This is a genomic window from Enterococcus mundtii, assembly GCF_002813755.1.
GTDB classification, from domain to species: Bacteria; Bacillota; Bacilli; order Lactobacillales; family Enterococcaceae; genus Enterococcus_B; species Enterococcus_B mundtii.
Genome location: NZ_CP018061.1, coordinates 2,694,806 through 2,717,456 on the forward strand (window position 1 = coordinate 2,694,806; position 22,651 = coordinate 2,717,456).

At 40.0% G+C, this 22,651-nt stretch carries 18 protein-coding genes and 3 rRNA genes; 4 read left to right on the plus strand and 17 right to left on the minus strand.

The features are described from left to right. Positions 1 to 155 precede the first annotated feature (155 nt). Genes comGG through comGA form a run of 7 tightly spaced genes read right to left on the minus strand, consistent with a single transcriptional unit; the run spans position 156 to position 3,840 of the window. Entirely contained in the window at positions 156 to 509 is a 354-nt protein-coding gene (comGG, locus tag EM4838_RS12615; RefSeq protein WP_019722632.1) for a competence type IV pilus minor pilin ComGG, read from the minus strand. Next, complete coding sequence (gene comGF / locus EM4838_RS12620) at positions 481 to 906, minus strand: competence type IV pilus minor pilin ComGF (RefSeq protein WP_254905439.1); 426 nt, start codon at positions 904 to 906, stop codon at positions 481 to 483. The genes comGG and comGF overlap by 29 nt, the downstream gene beginning before the upstream one ends. After that, on the minus strand, positions 890 to 1,123 hold the full coding sequence (locus EM4838_RS12625; protein WP_071867715.1) for a hypothetical protein: 234 nt from the start codon (positions 1,121 to 1,123) through the stop codon (positions 890 to 892). The genes comGF and EM4838_RS12625 overlap by 17 nt, the downstream gene beginning before the upstream one ends. A 58-nt stretch (positions 1,124 to 1,181) precedes the next feature. Then, on the minus strand, positions 1,182 to 1,649 hold the full coding sequence (comGD, locus tag EM4838_RS12630) for a competence type IV pilus minor pilin ComGD (protein ID WP_081367463.1): 468 nt from the start codon (positions 1,647 to 1,649) through the stop codon (positions 1,182 to 1,184). Next, positions 1,630 to 1,911, minus strand: coding sequence for a competence type IV pilus major pilin ComGC (comGC, locus tag EM4838_RS12635; protein WP_010734198.1), 282 nt, complete (start codon positions 1,909 to 1,911; stop codon positions 1,630 to 1,632). The genes comGD and comGC overlap by 20 nt, the downstream gene beginning before the upstream one ends. After that, entirely contained in the window at positions 1,908 to 2,957 is a 1,050-nt protein-coding gene (gene comGB, locus EM4838_RS12640) for a competence type IV pilus assembly protein ComGB (RefSeq protein WP_071867713.1), read from the minus strand. The genes comGC and comGB overlap by 4 nt, the downstream gene beginning before the upstream one ends. Next, on the minus strand, positions 2,914 to 3,840 hold the full coding sequence (gene comGA / locus EM4838_RS12645) for a competence type IV pilus ATPase ComGA (RefSeq protein ID WP_071867712.1): 927 nt from the start codon (positions 3,838 to 3,840) through the stop codon (positions 2,914 to 2,916). Before comGA ends, comGB begins: the two co-directional genes overlap by 44 nt. A 130-nt stretch (positions 3,841 to 3,970) precedes the next feature. Here comGA and ade point away from each other — a divergent pair, with 130 nt between their 5' ends. After that, positions 3,971 to 5,710, plus strand: coding sequence for an adenine deaminase (gene ade / locus EM4838_RS12650; protein WP_071867711.1), 1,740 nt, complete (start codon positions 3,971 to 3,973; stop codon positions 5,708 to 5,710). 51 nt (positions 5,711 to 5,761) lie between these two features. Here the strand turns inward: ade and trmB are convergent, their stop codons facing one another. The 4 genes from trmB to EM4838_RS12670 form a co-directional block, all read right to left on the minus strand. After that, positions 5,762 to 6,412, minus strand: a complete 651-nt coding sequence (trmB, locus tag EM4838_RS12655) for a tRNA (guanosine(46)-N7)-methyltransferase TrmB (RefSeq protein WP_071867710.1) — start codon at positions 6,410 to 6,412, stop codon at positions 5,762 to 5,764. 114 nt (positions 6,413 to 6,526) lie between these two features. After that, entirely contained in the window at positions 6,527 to 7,306 is a 780-nt protein-coding gene (locus EM4838_RS12660) for a phosphotransferase family protein (RefSeq protein ID WP_071867709.1), read from the minus strand. Between the two features lie 363 nt (positions 7,307 to 7,669). Continuing rightward, positions 7,670 to 8,881 carry an ABC transporter permease gene (locus EM4838_RS12665; protein WP_071867708.1) on the minus strand — a complete coding sequence of 404 codons (1,212 nt, stop codon included), beginning with the start codon at positions 8,879 to 8,881 and terminating at the stop codon, positions 7,670 to 7,672. After that, positions 8,874 to 9,611, minus strand: a complete 738-nt coding sequence (locus tag EM4838_RS12670; RefSeq protein ID WP_010734191.1) for an ABC transporter ATP-binding protein — start codon at positions 9,609 to 9,611, stop codon at positions 8,874 to 8,876. The genes EM4838_RS12665 and EM4838_RS12670 overlap by 8 nt, the downstream gene beginning before the upstream one ends. A gap of 135 nt (positions 9,612 to 9,746) precedes the next feature. On the opposite strand from EM4838_RS12670, the gene EM4838_RS12675 reads away from it, so the two are divergent. The 3 genes from EM4838_RS12675 to EM4838_RS12685 all read left to right on the plus strand — a co-directional run bounded on the left by EM4838_RS12675 (position 9,747) and on the right by EM4838_RS12685 (position 11,731). Further along, on the plus strand, positions 9,747 to 10,181 hold the full coding sequence (locus EM4838_RS12675; protein ID WP_071867707.1) for an HIT family protein: 435 nt from the start codon (positions 9,747 to 9,749) through the stop codon (positions 10,179 to 10,181). Further along, positions 10,174 to 10,521: a YtxH domain-containing protein gene (locus EM4838_RS12680; RefSeq protein ID WP_071867706.1), complete on the plus strand. Its 348-nt coding sequence runs from the start codon at positions 10,174 to 10,176 to the stop codon at positions 10,519 to 10,521. The genes EM4838_RS12675 and EM4838_RS12680 overlap by 8 nt, the downstream gene beginning before the upstream one ends. A gap of 181 nt (positions 10,522 to 10,702) precedes the next feature. Continuing rightward, positions 10,703 to 11,731: a peptidylprolyl isomerase gene (locus EM4838_RS12685; protein ID WP_071867705.1), complete on the plus strand. Its 1,029-nt coding sequence runs from the start codon at positions 10,703 to 10,705 to the stop codon at positions 11,729 to 11,731. Positions 11,732 to 12,119: 388 nt separating this feature from the next. Here the strand turns inward: EM4838_RS12685 and EM4838_RS12690 are convergent, their stop codons facing one another. The 6 genes from EM4838_RS12690 to EM4838_RS12715 all read right to left on the minus strand — a co-directional run bounded on the left by EM4838_RS12690 (position 12,120) and on the right by EM4838_RS12715 (position 22,097). Continuing rightward, positions 12,120 to 13,064 (minus strand): 3'-5' exoribonuclease YhaM family protein, encoded by a 945-nt coding sequence (locus EM4838_RS12690; RefSeq protein ID WP_071867704.1) that lies wholly within the window; start codon positions 13,062 to 13,064, stop codon positions 12,120 to 12,122. Continuing rightward, on the minus strand, positions 13,048 to 15,771 hold the full coding sequence (locus EM4838_RS12695; protein ID WP_071867703.1) for an ATP-binding protein: 2,724 nt from the start codon (positions 15,769 to 15,771) through the stop codon (positions 13,048 to 13,050). Before EM4838_RS12695 ends, EM4838_RS12690 begins: the two co-directional genes overlap by 17 nt. Then, positions 15,768 to 16,982, minus strand: coding sequence for a metallophosphoesterase family protein (locus tag EM4838_RS12700; RefSeq protein WP_071867702.1), 1,215 nt, complete (start codon positions 16,980 to 16,982; stop codon positions 15,768 to 15,770). Before EM4838_RS12700 ends, EM4838_RS12695 begins: the two co-directional genes overlap by 4 nt. A gap of 203 nt (positions 16,983 to 17,185) precedes the next feature. Then, positions 17,186 to 17,301, minus strand: a 5S ribosomal RNA gene (gene rrf, locus EM4838_RS12705). A 90-nt stretch (positions 17,302 to 17,391) separates the two neighbouring features. Next, positions 17,392 to 20,306: ribosomal RNA gene (locus EM4838_RS12710) — 23S ribosomal RNA — on the minus strand. A 230-nt stretch (positions 20,307 to 20,536) separates the two neighbouring features. Then, positions 20,537 to 22,097, minus strand: a 16S ribosomal RNA gene (locus tag EM4838_RS12715). Together the 16S, 23S and 5S rRNA genes form the textbook arrangement of a ribosomal RNA operon. Between the last annotated feature and the right edge of the window lie 554 nt (positions 22,098 to 22,651).

Below are 22,651 nucleotides of genomic sequence, written 5' to 3' on the forward strand. Positions count from 1 at the left end.
AGATATATTATAACAATTATTTTACCTGTTTAATTCTAACGAACAATCGCTAAAATTTCAATCGTTTTCATCCTTTTTCTTTGTGAAATAGCGAACATTCAACACCTTCAAAACAGCTGTATTACAGAAAAGAACGGTTATTGCTTTGGAACCTCTTAATCTGTAGTATTATCTGTATCAATGACTCGCTCTGTAAATTCAAATCGGAAAGGTGAAACAGTTATTACTAACTCCACTAGGTCCTGTTTGACTGTATACTGGACCGTGCCTACATTGTAATCATACTCCCCTTTGCCTTGCTCTTCCAACTGATTGGATTCCATCATAAACATTTGCTTGATGATCTTTGCTTGGTAATATTTTTTGATGCGTAAATAACTGTCTATTTTCAGACGATAACTTTCAAGTAAGCCTTGCATGAAGAATATACACAATAGAAAAAGTGCCAAGGTCGAAAACAACACATTCCCTTTTAAACGCTTATGTTTTTTGCTTTGTCCAAATACCATACTTGTTATCTCCATTCATAAATTCGACATGCAGTAAAATCACTTGATCTTCTTCTTTGAATTGGACACGCGTAACACCTGTCAGCATAGGCTGATGACCACCAGTAGTTCCACGTTTTCTGATCATTTGCTGATAGCCTTCTATGACGAACGTTTTCTCGTTTTGATAATATAAGCGATTCTCAATGATCGAAATACGTTGACTTGAAGCAAGTTCGTTTTCGAATTGAGCTAAGAAAATCAACCATTCTGTTTGTTCGTCTTTTTGAAAAAATGTATTCATCTTTTCGCTTTGTCGAATGAAGAGACCAAATGATAAAAGAATCGTATTTAGAATAAGTAACGCAATCAAACATTCAATCATTGTAAAAGCAGATACTTTATTTTTTCCGTTCAATGACGATCACTTCATTTCCATCACTGATTGAAACTTTCTTTATTTGCTGACTTTGCGTATCGATTACTGTAGTTCCCTGCTCCCACTCCGCTGGTCTTGTCGGCAACTCTCCATACCTACGATAGTTTCTCACGTCTTCGTACAATGTCCTCAACAGAAGAATTTCTCGGTCTTTGGTTTGTTCTTGTTGGACCAAGAATAAATTACCAGAACTCATAATATAAATACTCATGGCTGTGATCATTAGCGCGGTTAGCGATTCAAGCAATACAAAGCTAGCTTGATTGGATTCTTTTGATATAACGACCACCTCCTAGTTGGAATTGGTAAATGATTCTTTGTTTCTTTTCTGGCCAATAAAATTCATATGCCTTCAACGAGCTTTCGTTCCCTGTCTTCGCTGCATAAGTAATCGGTGCATGACGTTGGATGGTCAAAGCTTCAGGGATCGGCAACTCTTGCCACTCCATTGATGAGTAAGGAGGCACCTCAAATAAAAGACTATGGCGCTTTGGTTCATAATAAAAACGAGTAGCTTGTTGATGGATAATCGCACTTTGTTGTACGAGATCGATCCTTTTTTCCAACTGATCAAAAAAACGATGGATCGATTGTTCTTTTTCTAAAGAATGGAATGAGAGAACAGGAAAGATAAAAAAAGCAAGGGAGACAATCAAGACCATGATTGTTTCTGCTAAAGTGTAAGCTTCGGTGAGGTATTTGTTAGTTCTTGCGATACGCATCGGCATGTTCCTGTTTGATGTATCCTTCTCGTAACAGCTCATCAATACTTGGAATTTTCCCGTCGTTTTGTAATGCGTAAAGTTCACTTTGAGCATCAATCAGTTGCATGACTGCTTCACGACCTTCCTTATTGACATGATCACGATAACGAGAAATATTTGGGATAAATAGTAAAACCAACGCACTAATGACGAGTAAGACAATCAACATTTCAATCAGTGTAAAACCTTTTAGACGAGCCATTCTTTTTCTATTCTTCATATTAGGACCTCCTCAATATTTCCATATACTGGCAACAAGATAGCCGCATAAATCAGTAAAATCAATACAGCAATCCCTAAGAAAAGGACTGGTTGGACCCAGTGCAACCAACGATGGATCTTTTGAAAAAATTCTTTACGTGTCAGATCACTGTAAAACAACAATTCTTTGCCTAAATTCCCTTTAGCTTCTCCTTGTAGTACGATTTGACTAAACTCGGTCGTCAAAAAACGGTATTGCTCAAATTGTTGCGCTAAAGGAATACCTAGTTCGAGCCCTTCCATTAATTGATACGCTAAAGACTGGACCAAACTTCCTTCTTTAGTTTCTTTCAAACAGCGAATAATTTGTTTCAAGTCGAGGCCTTCATAAAATAGTTTGCCTATTTCTAACGCTAGATAAGCTGATTGATAGGAACGATAGATCTTTCCAATCATCCATTGCTTACTGATCCACTCACTTCTTTTGACAACTTCCCACTTTTTCAAGCGGAAAAAAATCACTGAACCACAAAAAATACTACTACCAAAGGCACCTAAGAATAGCCAATGACTTGATTGAAGCAGTCGAATCCCCCAATGTGTCGTGGTGACCATATCGGACTGAATCAATTGAGGCAAGACGAACTCACGTAGACTAACTAAAATGCCGACTAAAAAGACCAGCAATACCAGTGGATAGCTGATGACCTTTTTTAATTCTTTCCGAAATTGTTCAATCAATCGAAATTGTTCAGCGATGCCCTTTAAAGTTTCGACTAAATTTCCATGGACTTCTGCCAGTTCCACCTGTACGAGTTGCTCTTGCTTAAACCCCAATTGCTGAAGAACAAAATGAAAAGATTCGCCAGCTTGAAGATTTCTTTTGGCGAAATGGACATAAACTTGTGGTATCAGTCGAAGCAATTCCAATAAATCAATCGCTTGCTGTAAACTAAAGCCATTCAAGAGTAATTCACCGATCGTTTGGATAAAACGAGCTTGTTGCGTATGATCCATAGGTTTAAAATGGATAGGATTGCCAAACATTTTTTTGTGCCTCTTCATAGCTAGCTCTCCATTCTTTTCTTTCGATTTCATTGTCAGAAAAACAATAAGACCACAATGCCGTTGGTTGTTCATTGAAATCAGGCAGCAACTCTTGATAGACAATGCCGGACAAACATTCGTCAAATCCATCGTTGTTCGTTAGTTCCTTCATCCTTGCCAAGGTTCCCTTGAGATCTCGTGCATGGACCGTAGCAAATACACGATGGCCCGTCAATGCTGCTCGAATTGCTGCATCTGCTGTCTTTTTATCTCTGATTTCACCGACAATCAATAAATCAGGACGATGACGTAAGGCTAGTTTTAATAGCTGATCATAAGTCTGGTCAATTTTTTCATTGACTTGTAACTGTAAAAACAATGGCTCCTCAATTTCTACTGGGTCTTCGATCGTAATTACTTGTTCTTCATTCCTACGAGCAAGGTGATACATCAATGACGTTTTACCAGAGCCGACCGGCCCACTAAACAAAAATAATCCACGGTTGTTCGTACTCCGCTCAATAACTTGCAAGTCTTTGGGGACAAAACAGCGAAAACTTTTCTCCCTCAACGCATAGAGTATCCGGATAACCAAGCTCTCTCTTTGTAAATAATCACCTACTGATGAGAGTCTTAGCCTTATCTTTCGTTGATCCACTAAATAAGTCAGTGAGCCTAGTTGTGCTTTTCTTCTTTCACCGATATCCATTTGTCCTAGGTACTTAAAACTAGCGATCAATTGTTGGCCAATCTCAAGGGAGAGCGATTTTTGGAATGTTCGTTTTTTACCTTTACGAAAATAAACCTTAAAATCTTCTACATATGGCAAAATATAGATATCTTGCACTTTATTTTTAGCTCCTCCACAAATGATCTCATTAGCTAAATCTTTTATCTTCATTTCTCTGCCCTCCAAGAAAATATACGTCTTTTTAAGATGAATCGTTTATTTTTACAAAATTTAATGAAAATCATGGGTTAAATCCGAATTTATGTTATACTAGTAAAAATTTATTTGGGGAGGTTTCAGAGTGGATTCGCACTTAAACAAACACATTGCAGTTGCAGGAAAAAAACAACCCGCTGATTTAGTTATCAAACATGCAAAAATTGTCAACGTCTTTACGAAAACAATCATGGAGGGTGATGTCGCTGTCTGCGACGGAAGAATCGTAGGTATTGCGGAATACGAAGGTACGACGATCTATGATGCAAAAGGACAGTATTTAGTTCCTGGTCTGATCGATGGTCATGTGCATATCGAAAGTTCTCTGTTAGCACCTAAAGAGTTTGCGAAAATCTCTCTATTACATGGTGTGACGACAGTAGTAACTGATCCTCACGAAATCGGAAATGTCGCCGGAAATTTGGGCCTTGAATTTATGCTGGCAGATGCAAAAGAGACGCCGATGAATATATTCATCATGCTACCTTCTTGTGTGCCTGTCACACCATTTGAAACAAGTGGCGCTGTCTTAGATGCAAAAGCACTTGCTCCTTTTCTTGAGTATCCTGAAGTACTTGGTCTAGCTGAAGTAATGAACTATCAGGCAGTCGCTTCAAATGAGCAAACGATTATCGATAAATTACAGCTGATGCATCAAAAGAACAAAAAAATCGATGGCCACGCCGCAGGAATCAACGGGGACGACTTAAACGTTTATTTAACTGCTGGCATTCGTACAGACCACGAAGCAACGACCGCCCAAGAAGCGGAGGAGCGTTTAGCGCTAGGAATGTATTTGATGGTTCGAGAAGGAACCGTCGCAAAAGATCTACAGGCACTCTTACCTGCTATCACACCTGACAATTCACGTCGCTGTTTATTCGTGACCGATGATAAATTGATCGATGATCTTGTAGCAGAGGGTTCAATTGATCATATCGTTCGTCAAGCAATCTTGGCGGGAATGGATCCACTACAAGCCATCCAGATGGCTTCATTGAATGCGGCAGAATGTTTTGGTTTACAACATTTAGGGGCAGTTGCGCCAGGCTATCAGGCAGACTTTTTCTTAACAGATGACTTGAACAAGTTGCCGATCAATACCGTGTTCCATCAAGGAGAAACGGTTGTGGCAGATGGACAGTTGGCTCCTGATCTTACAGAAATAAAAAATCAGCCAGCGATTGACGCGTTACCCAAAATGGCAGTTGCACCATTTGATCCAAACTCATTGACATTGGCTTTAGATTCAACAACCGCTCATGTCATCGAGATCATTCCAAATAGTTTGTTGACAAACGATTTATTGGAGCAAGTTCAAGTCGATAATGGTTCTTTCACTCCTTCAGTGGCAGATGATCAACTAAAGATTGCTGTCATCGAACGACATCATGCTACAGGAAATATTGGTCTAGGAATTGTCAAAGGGTTCCAACTAAAAAGGGGTGCCTTAGCTACTACTGTGGCTCACGATTCACATAATATCGTCGTTGTAGGAACAAATGATGAAGATATGTGCTACGCTGCTGAACAATTAATCAAAAAAGGCGGTGGGATGATTGTTGTAGATCAACAAACTGAATTAGCTTGTTTACCATTACCTATTGGCGGTTTGATGTCACTCGAATCTTATGAAACAGTTAATCAGCAATTACTGAACTTGACTGACCAAGCGCATCAGTTAGGCGCAAGTGAAGCATTCGATCCTTTCTTGACACTTTCATTTTTAACATTATCAGTTATTCCTGAATTGAAAATCACCGATATGGGACTCTTCTCTTTTTCAAAATTTGCCTTGATTCCCGTCTGTGACCAAAAAGACTAAAAAACAAAAAAGAAGAGACAAGAACTTACAGTTCCTACTCTCTTCTTTTTTCTATTCGGTTTTGTCCACAAACTGCGCTTCTACACGATAGATCCGTTGTCCTCGAGAAGAAAACTTCTCTTCATATTCTGTCATGATATTGTCCTCAAAGTCACTTTGATGTAGATCAAGCCAGACTTTTTTTAACCGCATTCCGTATTGTGAAAAACTAGCCAACGAATATTCAAATAATCCTTGATTATCTGTTTTGAAATGAATTTCACCATTTGGTTTTAAGATCTCTTCATCGACAGCTAAAAATGTACGATACGTCAATCGTCGTTTCTCATGTCTCTTTTTAGGCCATGGATCTGAAAAATTCAAATAAATCTGATCGATCTCATTCTCTGAAAAGTACTCAGTCAAAGCGGAACCGTCCACGTGCAATAATCTTAAATTAGGTAATGGTTCCTCCAATACTTTGTCTAAAGCAATGGACACGACACTTACTTGCATTTCAATCCCGATATAATTGATTTCTGGATGAGCTTTGGCCATCCCAGTAATAAACTGTCCTTTTCCCATGCCGATCTCAATATGGATTGGTTGATCATTACCAAATAATTCTTTCCATTTTCCGCGCCATTTTGTTGGCTCGTTGATGACGATTTCTGGATGAGCAGCTAACATCTCTGCTGCATTTGGTCGGTTGCGAACACGCATCTTTTTCTTCCTCTCTATTCCTACAAAAGATTGTTCCTTGTATTTCACTGAATTTATTATAAATTGCTATTGGTATTACCCCTAAAAATAAAAAAATCAACTGAATAGCCGAGCTTAACCACTAAAAATTCGTTTAAGTTGTAAAATCTCTTCATTCATTCGTCGATAATCTTCACGTTTGCAGTAGCGTGTGATTTCTTGTAATAGGTTCATCACCGCATACCAATGTAATTTTTCTAAAATTTCATCTGTTGGTCGGATACCGTAGCTGATCAACCACTTATTCCAACTAGACAATGGCACGTAATTCCCTAAAATAGTCGCAATATCTACCGCTGGATCAGCGAACATGATTGAATCCCAATCAACTAAATATAAATAATTTTTACAGACTAACCAATTCCGATGATTGACATCTCCATGCACGACCGCTAGTTTTTCCTTGTCCACCGAAGGAATTTGTTGGCACAAATAGCGATAAACGAGTTGTAAAAATTGATTGTTTTTTAGGCTATCAGGCAAATCTTGTTCATAATATTGCAGCATTTTCTGGGGTGTCAATACCCTCCCACCAATTCGAGAAAGCATTGTTTTTAAAGACGTCGAATGATGTAGATGGTACAGTACATCAATGACATCATTTCTTTGGCCAATCTCACTAGGCGTCAACAAGCGACCTTCCAGCCATTCTTGTGCGGTCAAGGTATCGCCATCTCCTGTTCGCTTAGTCCACACTAATTTCGGCGTAATGCCTTCACGAGAGAGTGCAGCGAGCATTGGCGTTGTGTTCCTCTTGATAAAAACTTTGTCTTTATCACGCATGCCTATGTATGTTTTTCCTGTGTCACCTTTGATGGGGCGTAACCGCCACTCTTGGTCTAACTGAAACTCCATCGCGCATTCTCCCGTCCTCTACTATATGTTTGCAGTATCTATTATTCTAGTCGCCCAAGTCTTGAACGTCAAGCACATATACGTTCTTTTTCTATGTTTTACCCTCTAAAAAACCAACTTTTATCAAAATAAAAAAAGTCCCTAGTGATTTCTTCTTATTCATAAGGTTTAGCACACTCTTTTTTGTCCATGGAAAAAAAGAGGAAAGTTCGAAAAAACATAAAGTGATTTCGAACTTTCCTACAAGAATTCCTATTTATTTCTCATAAAAAAGTGAGGGTTCTCAGCTCACTTCAAACGTTACTTCTGAATTCCGAGCCAAGAAGATTCCTTTTTCTAGTCAAGCCACTTACTTTTCAAATGCTACTCCGCAATCTTCTTGATCCGAGATGGCACGTACCATTTGATTAAGAGTCCGTTGACAACAAGATAGACCAAGATAGGTAGCCATCTTTCATTCCCATCCAGAACAACAGCAGCGATCACTCCAAATAAAACAGCAACAAAAGTCAATAACCAAGTCAAAAGACGTTGGAGTGCTCCACTTTTTTGACTCTCTTGGATAGGATACAATTGGACCAAGATCATATAGCGAAACTGACTATATAAAGGTAATAATTGAAAGCCAATCAAATATAGAAATAATGATCCAATGCCTAAAGTAAAGTATAGATCGTTGATTCCGGCGATAATGATCGAGCCAATCACTGTTAAACGTACGTACAAGCCAATAAAGTCTGATCCTCTAGCAAAGCGACGAGCAAATAAATAAAGATACGTGTTTTTCGTTTCTTTCTTGATTCCTTGTAACACCGGATCAAGATAACGGCGCCTTTTGACTTTTGCGGTGATCTCTGGCACATCTGTAAACAAATTAATGAACTGATAGATTTGGTGCAAACGTTGTTTTTCTAATTGGATCATTTTTTCCCAGTCTAAATGAGCGGACATTTTTTTCCATAAGAACACATAATAGATCCCAGCTTGAATAGATGAAAGAATCAAGCCCAACCAAATATTCCCATAAAAAGAGAGGAGTAAGATACCAAATGACGAGACCCACCAACCATACTTAAACAAGTTTTTACGCGTTTCTTCCATACGATAAAAATCTGCTCGCTTCACTTGTAAATGACTAGACTTCAAACTCCATAGTATAAGTAGATAAACAAAAAACAGCGAAAATGGTTGTTGCGTTGAAACCACAACTAACGGCATCGCAAATCCACACACTAATCCTAGAAAAACCATAGGAAAAATACAAGAATAACGAAAAGCTCGTTGCAAATAGCCTTTCATTTCTTTTTCTTTCGGTAAAAGAAAAACTAAATCTGCTGGCTCCGCAAAAGTCGCGATTTTTCCAACGATCAAGCAAATCATCCAAATCAATGAGACGATGATACCTCCAATCGAAAAAGGAGCCTCGAGTGTTTTTAGCCAGTTAGAATAATAAAGGCCTAGACCCCCAATCAAAAATAAACAGACTAGTACAAAATGGTCGTTGAATACATAGCGTAAATATTTCATCATTTTTTTATGATGTTTTGCTAGTCTTTTTTGAAAAAAATCATTCATAACCTTGCTCCTTCGTCAATGCGATGTAGATTTCATCTAGGGATGCTTCCGGCATTCTAAAAGCAGTTTGCAACTCTGCTAACGTGCCATCTGCTCTGATTTCTCCTTCATGAAGAACAACAAAACGGTCACAATATTTTTCAGCAGTGGCTAAAATATGCGTAGACATCAAAATACCAGACCCCTCATTTTTCATCTCAACCATTAATTCCAACAAAGCATTGATGGCTAATGGATCAAGACCCAAAAAAGGCTCGTCGATGATATACAAAGATGGCTCAATCAAAAAAGCACACAAAATCATGACTTTTTGTTTCATCCCTTTTGAAAAATTCGCTGGAAACCACTCTAAACGATTAGACAAACGAAACGTGTGTAACAATTTTTCTGCCCGTTTCATCGCGATATCCATTGGAATGTTATAAGCCATCGCCGTTACCTCAATGTGTTCTTTTAAAGTAAGTTCTTCATATAATGAAGGAGTTTCTGGAATATAACCAATTTGTTTACGATAATTTTCTACATCCTTTTTAAGAGATAACTGATTGATTTCAATTTTACCTTTCGTTGGTTCAAGCAAACCGATAATATGCTTGATCGTTGTACTTTTTCCTGCTCCATTCAAACCAATCAACCCAACCATTTCTCCAGGTTGTACGTTAAAACTGATATCTTTCAAAACAGGTAAATGACCATAGCCACCTGTAACATGTTCGATTTTTAAACTCATATTTCTTCCTCCGTTAATATATTGTCTTCATTATACCACGAAGCAAATCACGTCCAATTATTTTTTACGTGCATTCTCATGAACTTATGTTAAAGTTGAGGTAACGAAACTTGAATAAAAGAAAGGTGTTTTTATATGGACAATTGTATTTTTTGTAAAATCATCAATCAAGAAATCCCTAGCTATAAAATCTATGAAGACGAGAAAATCTATGCGTTCTTAGATATCTCTCAATCAACTAAAGGACACACATTGATCATTCCTAAAGAACACGTAACTGATATCTTTGATTACAACGAGGAATTAGCCAGTGATGTCTTTGCCCGTATCCCAAAAATTGCTCGTTCCATCGAAAAAGCATTCCCGGAAATGGAAGGTTTAAATATTATCAATAATAATCGAGAACTAGCCTATCAAACCGTTTTTCATTCCCATATCCATTTAATTCCGCGTTATAGTAAACAAGATGACTTCTCCATTCACTTTGGAAACCATCAAGCAGATTATACAACGGAAGAAATGACTGCTATCCAAGAAAAAATCAAAGAGCAGGTGACGTTTCATGGTTAAAAATTTTCTAAAAGGATTAGTATTCGGTGCTGTTACCGGTGCAGCAGCAGGATTATTATTTGCACCACGTAGTGGAAATGAGACCAGAGAGAAATTGATTGCAGAATTAGATGAAGCAACTGAATTAACCAACGAATTAAATAACAGTTTAAATAATTTTAAACACGCGTTATCTGAAACAAAAAAAACAGCTGAAACTATTATTCCACCTTTTCAAGAATCAATCGAAAAAGACCTTGAAAATTTCAAATTCCAAGCAGAACCACGAGTTACACAAATCCAAGAACAAGTAGAAAAACTTTCGGCACATTTACCTGAAAGCTTGACAGACGTGCAATAATGATCAAAAATCAAGCACTTTTGATAACTATATGTCTTTTTCATGTACCTAGATGTATGGAATGTGACAAAAATTTGAATTTTGTTTGAAACTATCAGTCAGAACGTTTTTATTCGCTAATAGATATGGTATAGTAATATTTGTGAAAACCAATAATAAATTACAGGAGTGCAAAACTTAAATGAAAAAGAAAAAAATAATTTTAGCTGCGACAAGTGCGTTAGCTATTCTAACACTAGCAGCTTGTTCTGGTGGCGGGGATACAAACAAGGATATCGTAACCATGAAAGGCGGCACAATCACCGTCGCTGATTTTTATGAAAAAGCAAAATCTGAATCCGCTAACCAACAATTACTTCAACAAATGGTGATCTATGATGTATTCAATAGCAAATACAATGACAAAGTTTCAGATAAAGAAGTAGATGCTGAATATAATAAAACAAAAGAAACTTATGGTGACAGCTTCGAGACACAATTAGAATCTGCAGGATTTACAGAAGAAAGCTATAAAGAATTCCTTCGTAATAAGCTTGTCTTTAAAGCTGGGATCGAATCTCATGTGAAATTGACAGATGAAGACTTGAAGAAAACGTGGGAAACATTCCATCCAGAAGTAGAAGCACAAATCATCAAAGTTGCTAGTGAAGACGAAGCAAAAGAAGTTAAGAAATCAGCTGATGACGGCAAAGATTTCGAAGAACTAGCGAAAGAAAAATCAACAGATACAACTAAAGACGATGGTGGTAATATCAAGTTTGACTCAGAAACACAAACTGTTCCATCTGAAGTAAAAGAAGCTGCCTTCAAACTTAAAGACGGTGAGATCTCAGATGTGATCACTGCAACAAATCCTTCTACTTACGCAACAGAATACTATGTCGTTAAAATGGTGAAAAACCAAGATAAAGGAAACGACATGGATAAATTCAAAGATCAATTAGAAGAAATTGCGACTCAAGCAAAAGTAAATGACAGCGAATTTACAACAAAAGTAATCGGTGAAGAACTAAAAGAAGCGAATGTAAAAATCAAAGATGACGCATTCCAAAACATCTTGACACCATTTACTTCAGCTACGACAAGTACATCTTCAACTGAAGACTCAGCAACAGAAAGCTCAGCAACAAAGAGTTCTGAAACAAAATCAACTGATTCTACTGAAGCATCTGAAACAGAGCAAAGCACGACTGAATCAACAAACGAATAAGCACTATACGCTTCTAGACATTAAAAATACACGCTAGAGAAAATATAAAAAAAGTGGTTTAGGAAGAGAGAAGTCTTCCTAAACCACTTTTTTGAATACGATCAGTTCTCATTATCCATCTCTGCTAACGGAAAGTAAAAAATTCTTTGGGTTCATAAAAAAATGTTTGGGGAAATAGTCCTTTAGAACCACCTAAAAGCGAATAAACGACGGGAACAAAAATCCTCTCTTCGGAAATAAAGCGACATCCACAAAAGGTGAAAAACAACTTTCATGGATGTCGTCTTATTTATCGAGGCTAAATACTTCTGTCTCGACCTCTTTAAAACTAATGAGATGATATCAATAAATTGTTACGTATCTTTCATTATCTATCGAACAATTACCATCATTTCTGTTTTGGTACATAAAAACTACGATTATCAAGACCAAATATTCGATCTGTATATTTCCCTGGCTCTGTTTGACGAATTGCAGTAGACATCATTTGCATCGAAGCATCGATCGTGTCGATCTGGTGTAAGACTTCAGCTTCCATGATTCGAGGTCGAACAGGCGAACCATATTCTAACAATCCATGATGTGATAGAACCATATGACGTAAGATCAGCACATCTTCTTCTTCCTCACTGATTTTCAACGCTAAACAAGCTTTTGTGATTTCTTCGTCAATTAAAACTAAATGCCCTACTAAATTACCCGCTAATGTGTATTCTGTTGCCATTGAGCCGGACAACTCGATCACTTTTCCTAAATCATGTAAGATAATCCCCGCATAAAGTAGTGGGCGATTCAATTCAGGGTATTCATCAGCAATCGCTTTACCTAAGTGTAACATCGATACTGTATGATAAGCCAATCCACTAGCAAATGCGTGATGATTTCGTTTTGCTGCTGGATATTCAAAAAATTGTTTTTGGTATTTATTGAGTAAATAACGCACGATTCGATTCCAATGTGCATTTGTAATCTCAAATAGCAATTGGTTGATTTCTTCTTCCATTTCTTCTTTTCTTAATGGTGCTCTTTCCATGTACAAACTTGGATCACTCGGTTCATCAACTTTTGTTAAACGCATATGCAAGATTTTAACTTGAGGATTCCCTTGATAGACCTCGCGTTTACCATTTAAAAAAACAACTGTTCCAGGCGTAAATTTTTTGATCTCGTCCTCTGATGCATCCCAATATTTGCCATCAATTGTTCCTGATGTATCTTGAAATGTAAAAGCGATAAATTTCTTACCGTTCTTAGCGATTCTTACATCTGCATTTTTGATCAAAACGAATTGTTCGAATTGTTCATCAACGACTAATTCACGTATTTTTTTCACTATTTGCACCTTCTAACTTTCTCACAGATTGTTCTAGCTCATGATAATAGCTTACCATTTCTTGATCAGAAGACAAGCAGATTACTTGATAGGTTTTGCTAAATTCAGCTAGTAGTTTAGCTAAACGGTATTTTCTCTTATGGTCGTAGTGTAGCCAGCCATCATCAATGATCACTGGACAGATCGAACGTTTCGCTTCCAAAGCAAGATATGCAAAACGCATCGCCATGATCATCTGGTCCTTTGTCCCTGTCGATAGTTCATAAATTGGAAACTCATCTGTACCATTTGTTAATGTCAATGTATCGTTTTTCAATTGTATTTCTTGGTACTGTCGATCAGTTAGGATACTTAGATAGTCTCCAGCTAATTTGAGTAACTGTGGTAATTGCCGTTCACTTAATTCTGTCGAAAGATCACCTAAAAATGTCCCAGCAATCACTAAGCCGCCCCACTCTTCAAATAAAGTTTGTAGTTGAGCTTTTTGTAGACTTTCCTGTTGATATAATTCATCTAATGTCCCATCTTGTTGTAATCCCTCAATTTGCAACTGTAAGCGTTGACGTTGCTCACTTTTCCTACTTTCTTCCCTCTTTAGTTCTTGCAATCGTTCGGATTCACGAGCAATCTGAGTCTGCAACTGACTATAAGTAATGACAGTTTTAAAAATAGGGGAAAGAATATGCTCCAATTCTTCAAAACGTGCTTGTTGTTGCTTCGTTTGCTCCGCCTTTTGTAAAAAAATCGGTACTTCTGATGGGTAAGAAAGTTTTGCTTCAGTAAATTGTTCCTTGTATTCTTCTAACCACATTTTTTGTTTCTTTTTCAATGCGTTGATTTCTTGCTTCAACAAAGTATTTTGTTGATAACTTCTAGCATATTTCATTTGTTCCATTTCTTGGATGAACGTGGTTAATAGAGCCATTTTTTCCGAGAGAGATTTATGCTGGAGCGGTAACCATTCTTTTGCTAGGTCAAGTTCCCCTTCTATCTGTAAGAGTTGTTCCTGTATCTCTCGTTCTCGTTGTTGTTTTTTTTGAAAAACAGCATAAAGCTTTTGATAATCTGTTACTTCTTGGCCCTCATTTTTCATCGTTTCAATCGTGTTCATTATTCCTAATGAGTGATGATAGGCAAAATCAGCCACTGATTGTTCCATTTTTTGTTGCTTTCGTTTATTCTCATTGATTGTTTGAGTAATCTCTTCTAATTGTGCCAATACAATATCCAGTTGCCCTAGTTTCTCTTGCCACTTCCCTTTGATTTCTGGCAAATTTTGGTCTGTAGTGTTCTTAGATGTTCTACGAGTAAACGTATAGCCAACCACTCCCAAAGCAAGCAATGGCCCCAATATTTTTCCAGGCATAGGTAAGAACAAACCAATTACAGCTAACACTAACGCACCAATGTAAAATTTGAAAAAAGATTGTTTTTCTGGAACATCTTGGATCGGCCTTGTTTGGATCAGCGTTGGGTGGGCTAGTTCTAATTCATTGATCTCTGCTTCTAGTGTTTGTTGCTGTTCCTTCACAATATCAAAACGAATCGCTAACTGACTGTGTTCATCATTTAATTGTTGCACCAGCGTATACAAAGAACGCCACTCTGGATCATCAATAAATTCCTGTGGCCGTTGCAATCGATCCCAGCGCCAACGTTGTTCCAATATTTTTAATTCTGACGCTGTTTCCCTTGTCTCTACTTGCAGTCTCTGCCACTCATCCATTAATTGTTCAGTTGAAAATTGCTTTTGCTGTAGTGCTTTCAATTCTTGTTCTTGTTCTAAATAAAAATAATAACGTGCAGACTGCTGATCCATCCCACTATGTCGCTCTAACGAAGCCTCAAGTTCTTCCAGGCGTTCGTTCATTTGTTGATAACGTTTGGTAAATACTTCTAAATCTTGTATTAATGATTCATCCGGTACTTCAGCTAGCATATTTTTTTTCAGTGATTGCCACTCTTCATATAAAGAGAAATTCAATTCTTGTTGATGATACAACGTAAGTTTTTGATTGATTTGTTCGATATCATGTACTAAGAGCTGTTGTTGTTCCGCTAGTCGTTGTTCCTCCATGATCCATTCACTATAGATCGCCTCTTGCTCTTGCTTTTGATGAATCTTTTCTTGTAGTTGTTTCCATTCATTTAGTCGCTGATTAATCACTAATTTTTGACCTTTTCTTTTAAATAACTTATCAGCTGATTGATAATATTCTTGTCTTTTTTGAAAGACATGAGAACTTCCAGTGATCCCTAATGAGATCAACGCATCATGCAATTCTTTTTCTGTTAAATGAGCAAGTTCACTCAGTTGTTCTTGTTGAAATGTAAAAACCTGCTGGAATAACTCTTTCGTCAAAGGTGAAAGTAGTTTTTCTAAGAGTTCGTCACTTCCACTTTGACCATTGAATGTGACCTTCGACTTGCCTCGATTCTGTTGTTTATATCTTTCCACATAAATTTCTCCATGTATGGGATGATTCAGCCATAATTTCCCACCATATGCAGAACCGTCTCGCGGTGTGTAGTCTTTCTTTTTCTTTCCTTTAGAAGGAAAACCAAAAAGGATGGCTTGGATGAATTGATAGATCGTTGACTTTCCCGCTTCATTTTCACCGTAAATCAACTGATTGCCAGAGGTAAAATCAAAGGTTTGTTGACGCCACTTTCCAAAAGCTGCTATTTCGATTTTTAAAATATTCATTCAGTACCCCCCTCAAACAAAAAGTCTTGCCGAATGATTTCTTGGGCCTTTTCTATCGTAGATTCTTGAAAATCCGGTAGCAGATCCAACACTTTGATTGCCTCTTGATTTGTGTAGGCTTCTTGTAATATATGCTGAAAATCTTCTTTTGTTTGGTAATTTTCGAATAATTGTTCAAACATCAATGTTGAAGCAGACAAAGAAATTTTCACCTTGTTATCTCTTTCTAAAGTAGATATACGCCAAATAACTAAATTCGAAAATTTCCTGTTTGTTTCTTCCTTCAAATAATCTAATAATTCTCCAGAATGAATACGATCCAACACTTCCTGATCTAAGTGTTCATAATCAATGATCTCAAATTCAACGAGTGTCATCTTATTGGGTTCCACTAATTCTTGTTGGATTTTCTTCAATACATCCGTCGTTTGTTTCACTTCTCTGAGAGAAATTTGCTGGCGTTTCCAATAAACCTCTGCTACTTTTATAGGTGTTGTTCGACAAGACGCTCCTTGAAGTTCAACTAGAACTATTGAAGTCGCTGACTCTTCTTTTTTTGTATGTCCTTGTGGTGCACCAGGATAAAGAATTGTTCCTTTTTCATTTAATTTAGTTGGCACATGGATATGGCCTAACGCCCAGTAGTCATAGCCTTTTGCTTCCATTTGCTTTGCTTGAAATGGTGCATAATTCCCATGAGTTGACCCAATTTCACCATGATAGAGTCCAATATGATAGTCGACAGCAAAACGTTGGGGAAATTCAGGTACCTTTTCCTCAGTGATCCATTGTTTTGTGTAACTAAAACCACTGAGTGCGATCGTTTCACCAACATCCGTCGTCATTTGCAGTGTCTCTACAGTTTCCGAAGTAAACAAAGAAAGATTCTCGGGGAATTCAAACCAATATCTCTCTTTTTGATAAAAATCATGATTACCAAATGTTAAAAAAACTGAGATATTGTGTTCTCCTAAGCGCTTGATTTGTTCCGAAAAATGCTTTTGGATCTTTAGCGAAGGACGATTCTGGTGGAAGCTATCCCCTACCAGTAAAACAAAATCAACCTGATGTTTGATTGCTTGTTCCACAATATTTTCAAGTACGGTCAAATTAGCCCGTAATAATTTCTTTTGAACTTTTCCATCAATTTCCACTAATCCTTCAAATGAACGATCCATATGCAAATCTGCCGCATGAATAAATTTGACCATTAAGCTACTACCTCCCTATATACAAGATAATAAAATATAAGTTTGTCTGTATCGCTTTACTAAAACAGATCGATATCTGTTGACATTTTTTGTTTATACATGATTTATCATAACATTTCCATTGCTTTTTTTCAGCAAAAACCGAAAATTTGTTCGCATCCAGACAAAAAAACAGCTGAACTTTCGTTCAACTGTTTTCATTTGCGTGGCGGCGTCCTACTCTCACAAGGGGCAACCCCTCACTACAATCGGCGCTAAGAAGCTTAACTTCTGTGTTCGGCATGGTTACAGGTGTATCCTTCTCGCCATCGCCACCACACTTGGTGTTATCTATATTTGAGTAAATCTTGTTCACTCAAAACTGGATTTGAAGTATCAGTAAGAAACTCTCCGAGTTTTTCATTTTATTTTGGTTAAGTCCTCGATCGATTAGTATCAGTCCGCTCCATACATCACTGTACTTCCACTCCTGACCTATCTACCTGATCATCTCTCAGGGATCTTACTTTCTTAAAGAAATGGGAAATCTCATCTTGAGGTGGGCTTCACACTTAGATGCTTTCAGCGTTTATCCCTTCCCTACATAGCTACCCAGCAATGCCCTTGGCAGAACAACTGGTACACCAGCGGTAAGTCCATCCCGGTCCTCTCGTACTAAGGACAGCTCCTCTCAAATTTCCAACGCCCGCGACGGATAGGGACCGAACTGTCTCACGACGTTCTGAACCCAGCTCGCGTGCCGCTTTAATGGGCGAACAGCCCAACCCTTGGGACCGACTACAGCCCCAGGATGCGACGAGCCGACATCGAGGTGCCAAACCTCCCCGTCGATGTGGACTCTTGGGGGAGATAAGCCTGTTATCCCCAGGGTAGCTTTTATCCGTTGAGCGATGGCCCTTCCATGCGGAACCACCGGATCACTAAGCCCGACTTTCGTCCCTGCTCGACTTGTAGGTCTCGCAGTCAAGCTCCCTTCTGCCTTTACACTCTTCGAATGATTTCCAACCATTCTGAGGGAACCTTTGGGCGCCTCCGTTACTCTTTAGGAGGCGACCGCCCCAGTCAAACTGCCCATCTGACACTGTCTCCCACCACGATAAGTGGTGCGGGTTAGAGTGGCCATAACGCAGGGGTAGTATCCCACCAGCGCCTCCATCGAAACTAGCGTTCCGACTTCTACGGCTCCTACCTATCCTGTACATGCGGTACAGACACTCAATATCAAACTACAGTAAAGCTCCATGGGGTCTTTCCGTCCTGTCGCGGGTAACCTGCATCTTCACAGGTACTAAAATTTCACCGAGTCTCTCGTTGAGACAGTGCCCAAATCGTTACGCCTTTCGTGCGGGTCGGAACTTACCCGACAAGGAATTTCGCTACCTTAGGACCGTTATAGTTACGGCCGCCGTTTACTGGGGCTTCAATTCGTACCTTCGCTTACGCTAAGCACTCCTCTTAACCTTCCAGCACCGGGCAGGCGTCAGCCCCTATACTTCATCTTACGATTTTGCAGAGACCTGTGTTTTTGATAAACAGTCGCTTGGGCCTATTCACTGCGGCTGATCTGACGATCAGCACCCCTTCTCCCGAAGTTACGGGGTCATTTTGCCGAGTTCCTTAACGAGAGTTCTCTCGCTCACCTTAGGATTCTCTCCTCGACTACCTGTGTCGGTTTGCGGTACGGGTCGTTGTTTTCTCACTAGAAGCTTTTCTCGGCAGTGTGACGTCAGGAACTTCGGTACTATTATTTCCCTCCCCATCACAGCTTGTCCTTAAAGTTAGAAGCATTTGACTCCTATCAAGACTTACTGCTTGGACAGACATTTCCGATCGTCTGCATTCCTTAGCCTCCTGCGTCCCTCCATTGCTCAAACAAAAACAACGAGTACAGGAATATCAACCTGTTGTCCATCGCCTACGCCTGTCGGCCTCGGCTTAGGTCCCGACTAACCCTGGGCGGACGAGCCTTCCCCAGGAAACCTTAGTCATTCGGTGGACAGGATTCTCACCTGTCTTTCGCTACTCATACCGGCATTCTCACTTCTAAGCGCTCCAGCAGTCCTCACGATCTACCTTCAACGCCCTTAGAACGCTCTCCTACCAATACACCTAAAGGTGTACTCCACAGCTTCGGTAATATGTTTAGCCCCGGTACATTTTCGGCGCAGGGTCACTCGACTAGTGAGCTATTACGCACTCTTTAAATGGTGGCTGCTTCTAAGCCAACATCCTAGTTGTCTGTGCAACCCCACATCCTTTTCCACTTAACATATATTTTGGGACCTTAGCTGGTGGTCTGGGCTGTTTCCCTTTCGACTATGGATCTTATCACTCACAGTCTGACTCCCGGATATGAATGAATGGCATTCGGAGTTTATCTGAATTCGGTAACCCGAGATGGGCCCCTAGTCCAAACAGTGCTCTACCTCCATCATTCTCAATTCCGAGGCTAGCCCTAAAGCTATTTCGGAGAGAACCAGCTATCTCCAAGTTCGTTTGGAATTTCTCCGCTACCCACACCTCATCCCCGCACTTTTCAACGTACGTGGGTTCGGTCCTCCAGTGCGTTTTACCGCACCTTCAACCTGGACATGGGTAGATCACATGGTTTCGGGTCTACGACTACATACTCAAACGCCCTATTCAGACTCGCTTTCGCTGCGGCTCCGTCTCTTCAACTTAACCTCGCATGCAATCGTAACTCGCCGGTTCATTCTACAAAAGGCACGCCATCACCCATTAACGGGCTTTGACTTGTTGTAGGCACACGGTTTCAGGTTCTATTTCACTCCCCTTCCGGGGTGCTTTTCACCTTTCCCTCACGGTACTGGTTCACTATCGGTCACTAGGGAGTATTTAGCCTTGGGAGATGGTCCTCCCGGATTCCGACGGAATTCCTCGTGTTCCGCCGTACTCAGGATCCTCCTAGGTGCCTTCCAAATTTCATCTACGGGGCTTTCACCCTCTTTGACTGACTTTTCCAAGTCATTCGACTATCTGAAAGAACTACCATATCGGAGTCCTACAACCCCAATGAGCAAGCTCATTGGTTTGGGCTTTTCCCGTTTCGCTCGCCGCTACTCAGGGAATCGAATTTTCTTTCTCTTCCTGCAGGTACTTAGATGTTTCAGTTCTCTGCGTCTACCTCGTATACGCTATGTATTCACGTATACGTAACATCCTATAAAAGATGCTGGGTTCCCCCATTCGGAAATCTCTGGATCATAGCTTACGTACAGCTCCCCAAAGCATATCGGTGTTAGTCCCGTCCTTCATCGGCTCCTAGTGCCAAGGCATCCACCGTGCGCCCTTATTCACTTAACCTTATCAACCTTACGGTTGGGTTTTGATCTTTCTTCTAGCGATAGAAGTCCAATCAAGAAAAATAAGCAATTGAACTTATTAAAAAACTCATTCAACGCGGTGTTCTCGGTTTGTATTACTTACATTTTTACTTCAATATCCAGTTTTCAATGAACAAAATTTTGAGAGTAGACCTCTCAAAACTGAACAAAGTATCGACAAACGTGTGTAGTCTCCGTAATATTCCTTAGAAAGGAGGTGATCCAGCCGCACCTTCCGATACGGCTACCTTGTTACGACTTCACCCCAATCATCTATCCCACCTTAGGCGGCTGGCTCCAAAAAGGTTACCTCACCGACTTCGGGTGTTACAAACTCTCGTGGTGTGACGGGCGGTGTGTACAAGGCCCGGGAACGTATTCACCGCGGCGTGCTGATCCGCGATTACTAGCGATTCCGGCTTCATGTAGGCGAGTTGCAGCCTACAATCCGAACTGAGAGAAGCTTTAAGAGATTAGCTTAGCCTCGCGACTTCGCGACTCGTTGTACTTCCCATTGTAGCACGTGTGTAGCCCAGGTCATAAGGGGCATGATGATTTGACGTCATCCCCACCTTCCTCCGGTTTGTCACCGGCAGTCTTGCTAGAGTGCCCAACTAAATGATGGCAACTAACAATAAGGGTTGCGCTCGTTGCGGGACTTAACCCAACATCTCACGACACGAGCTGACGACAACCATGCACCACCTGTCACTTTGCCCCCGAAGGGGAAGCTCTATCTCTAGAGTGGTCAAAGGATGTCAAGACCTGGTAAGGTTCTTCGCGTTGCTTCGAATTAAACCACATGCTCCACCGCTTGTGCGGGCCCCCGTCAATTCCTTTGAGTTTCAACCTTGCGGTCGTACTCCCCAGGCGGAGTGCTTAATGCGTTAGCTGCAGCACTGAAGGGCGGAAACCCTCCAACACTTAGCACTCATCGTTTACGGCGTGGACTACCAGGGTATCTAATCCTGTTTGCTCCCCACGCTTTCGAGCCTCAGCGTCAGTTACAGACCAGAGAGCCGCCTTCGCCACTGGTGTTCCTCCATATATCTACGCATTTCACCGCTACACATGGAATTCCACTCTCCTCTTCTGCACTCAAGTCTCCCAGTTTCCAATGACCCTCCCCGGTTGAGCCGGGGGCTTTCACATCAGACTTAAGAAACCGCCTGCGCTCGCTTTACGCCCAATAAATCCGGACAACGCTTGCCACCTACGTATTACCGCGGCTGCTGGCACGTAGTTAGCCGTGGCTTTCTGGTTAGATACCGTCAAGGGGTGAACAGTTACTCTCACCCTTGTTCTTCTCTAACAACAGAGTTTTACGATCCGAAAACCTTCTTCACTCACGCGGCGTTGCTCGGTCAGACTTTCGTCCATTGCCGAAGATTCCCTACTGCTGCCTCCCGTAGGAGTTTGGGCCGTGTCTCAGTCCCAATGTGGCCGATCACCCTCTCAGGTCGGCTATGCATCGTGGCCTTGGTGAGCCGTTACCTCACCAACTAGCTAATGCACCGCGGGTCCATCCATCAGCGGCACCGTAAAGCGCCTTTCAAAACGAAACCATGCGGTTTCGATTGTTATACGGTATTAGCACCTGTTTCCAAGTGTTATCCCCTTCTGATGGGCAGGTTACCCACGTGTTACTCACCCGTTCGCCACTCCTCTTTTCCCGGTGGAGCAAGCTCCGGTGGGAAAAGAAGCGTTCGACTTGCATGTATTAGGCACGCCGCCAGCGTTCGTCCTGAGCCAGGATCAAACTCTCATAATATGCTAGTTCCTCACAGCGAAAGCTGATGTGGAACTGTAGTTCGAAATTTACTTTCGAACATCATAATAGTTCATTTGTTAAGCTCAATTGTTTGCTAGCATATTGCTTGCTTGTTAAAAATGTTTGTTGTCTTGAATTGAATCAAGACGCCCTACACATTTGGTTTGTCTTACTTTGTTCAGTTTTCAAAGGTCTACGTGATAAATGAAACACAACTGCCTCAACTTATCGTTTGTGATTGCCGTAGCAACTTTTATATCTTAGCAAACCATCGAATGATTGTCAACTATTTTTTAAAAGTTTTTTGAGCTCGTTTTTCACGAGGTCGTTTTAGCAACTCACTTATCATAACTTATCGTTTGTTATTTGTCAACAGTTTATTTTGTTTTTTTCTTTGCGAAATCAACACGTATGAACTTATCTCTCATAACCAACTTCGTTATATTATCATAAGAAAATATGATTGTCAACAAAACTTTTAAACAAATTTCATGATTGTTTTCATGTTTCAGCAACGTTGACTATACTATCATTAAAAAAAAGATTGGTCAAGG